The organism is Mesorhizobium sp. M7A.F.Ca.US.005.03.2.1, from assembly GCF_003997795.1.
Classification (GTDB): Bacteria; Pseudomonadota; Alphaproteobacteria; order Rhizobiales; family Rhizobiaceae; genus Mesorhizobium; species Mesorhizobium ciceri.
Genome location: NZ_RZRP01001025.1, coordinates 1 through 1,991, shown reverse-complemented (window position 1 = coordinate 1,991; position 1,991 = coordinate 1). Strand labels below are relative to the sequence as shown.

Here is a 1,991-nt window from a genome sequence, read left to right as displayed (position 1 = left end):
ATCCTGGTCGGCATCCTGCTGGCGATCGGTGTCTTCATCGTCGTGCTGCCGGCCGATCCATGGCTCGCGGCCAACCGCATCGTGCGCGCCATGCGTGAGGATCTGGCGCGGCTTTGCCTGCATGAGCGGGTGCCGAGGCGGTCGGCCTTCGAGAGCCTCGCCTACGACCGCATCAACCAATTGATGCCGCTGGTGCAGAATGCCGGTCAGAAAGGCGATGCGGTTCTGGGCGGCGGCGTCGCCGCCGTCACCGTCGGCCTGGAGGTCCTTCGGCTGCGCGATGCGAGCCAAAGCCATGCCATCCCATCCGAGACCGCGCTTTCGATCGCCAACTTCCTGAGAGGGCTGGCGCGCGAACTGCTCTTCCGCGCCCCCGGCGATCCGCAGACATCCACCGTCACCGTCGCCCGGCAATATGCGGCTGGTATTGCCCAGCGAAACGGTACCGGGGAATTGCTGCAGATCGCGGCATCGCTGCGCATCATCGCCGCCGCGATGGAGGATTTTCCGGATTTTTTCGCCAGGGATAAAGGCTAGGCGGCCGCTATCGCCAGCGCGTGGCCGCGTGCGTTTTCGCGCAGCGCGTCGAGATGGATCGACTTGACCAAGGCGGCGAGATCACCCTCGGCGGATTGACCGCCCACTTCCTTGAGCATCAGCCAGCTTACCTCCTGCACACCGGCGACGCGCTTGCCGTTGGCGACCTCGCGCCAGATCTTCAGCGCACGCAGGATGATGGCGTGCGTGGCGCCGGCGAGCCCGGCGCTGCGGAACAATGCCTGCAAGGCCACGTCGTGCCCGCCGGCCAGCAGCGCCCTCACACGTTGTTCGGACTGCTGGCTGAGCGCAACCAGTGCCGAGCCGAAGAAATCGACCTTGCCATGCGCGATGGTGCGGATGAGGAAGCTCGCGGTGAGGTCGCCACGCAGCCTGAGATGCTCGATCAGGGCCGCATGTTCTTCCGTGCGCGTGCCTTCGATCAGCGTCACCGAAGCCTTGACGCAGGCGTCGCGCATGACGCGGTCGGCTCGCGCCGCGCCCATCATCGCCATCACCAGTGGCGACGTTTTCAGCATTTCGCCAAGCTTGACGAGCAGCATATGCCGGCAGTCGGCCGGCAGCCTGACATCCGATATCAGCGCCTCGCGCACCAGCGGCAGGTGCCCATGCCGTTCGGCCATGCGGCGGAAGCTGAGCGAGGCGATGTCGGCGCCGCTGTTGGCGAGCAGCACGGCGCAGGCGTCCGCCTCGCCGATCTCGGCGATGGCCGCTGACAGCGCCATCGAGACGAGCGGCCGGTCTGCGATCAGTTTTTGCGTCGCCTTCGGACTCGAAGCCACGCGGTTGATCAGGTCGGCGTCGGTGAGCAGCGGCGAGCGCGCCAGCACCACGCCGGCGACTTCCGGCTGGTCGGAGGCCAGCACGCTGATGATCTGCATTGGCGCGTGTTGGCTCATCGACAGCGCCTCGGCCATCGCCAGCCGCACCTTTGACGAGGCATCGTCGAGCAACAGTGTCAGCGCCGCCTCTGCGGCGCAGCGGTCCTCGAAGGGCAATTCGGAATTGATGTAGGCTCGGGCCAGAGCGCTCGCCGCCGCGGCGCGCTCCGACACCTTGGCCGTGTAGATCCATTTCAGGAAATGCGAAACAACAACCATGCCCGCCTGCTTACGCCCCTTGCCGGAAGGTTCCGACCCCACTGACGACCGTAGGCAGAATTGGTTTACGAACCGTTCACCATGTTCATTAACTGGCTTGCGAGGCTGATTTGCAGCGCCTATCAACCGTCAAGCACCTGAGGAGAAAGAAATGGCCGGACTTTATCTCGAAGAGTTCGTCGTCGGCCATGTCTTCCAGCACACGCTGCGCAAGACCGTTACCGAAAGCGACAACATGCTGTTTTCGGTGATGACGCTGAACCCGCAGCCGCTGCACATCGACTTCGATTTCGCCGCCAAGAGCGAATGGGGCAAGCCGCTGGTCAATTCGCT

3 protein-coding genes are annotated in these 1,991 nt (G+C 64.6%); 2 read left to right on the top strand and 1 reads right to left on the bottom strand.

What is annotated here, in order from left to right; translation table 11 throughout:
* Positions 1 to 537 (top strand): FUSC family protein (locus EN991_RS34080; protein ID WP_206519306.1); only part of this gene is annotated, 537 nt, incomplete at its 5' end.
* Here EN991_RS34080 and EN991_RS34075 read toward each other — a convergent pair.
* Positions 534 to 1,658: a DUF2336 domain-containing protein gene (locus EN991_RS34075; protein ID WP_063167881.1), complete on the bottom strand. Its 1,125-nt coding sequence runs from the start codon at positions 1,656 to 1,658 to the stop codon at positions 534 to 536. The genes EN991_RS34080 and EN991_RS34075 overlap by 4 nt on opposite strands.
* Positions 1,659 to 1,809: 151 nt before the next feature.
* On the opposite strand from EN991_RS34075, the gene EN991_RS34070 reads away from it, so the two are divergent.
* On the top strand, positions 1,810 to 1,991 hold a 182-nt coding region (locus EN991_RS34070; protein ID WP_281058839.1), incomplete at its 3' end, for a MaoC/PaaZ C-terminal domain-containing protein.

Coding starts and splice junctions, on each gene's coding strand:
- EN991_RS34075 (WP_063167881.1), bottom strand. CDS start 1,658: ATGGTTGTTGTTTCGCATTTCCTGAAATGGATCTACACGGCCAAGGTG.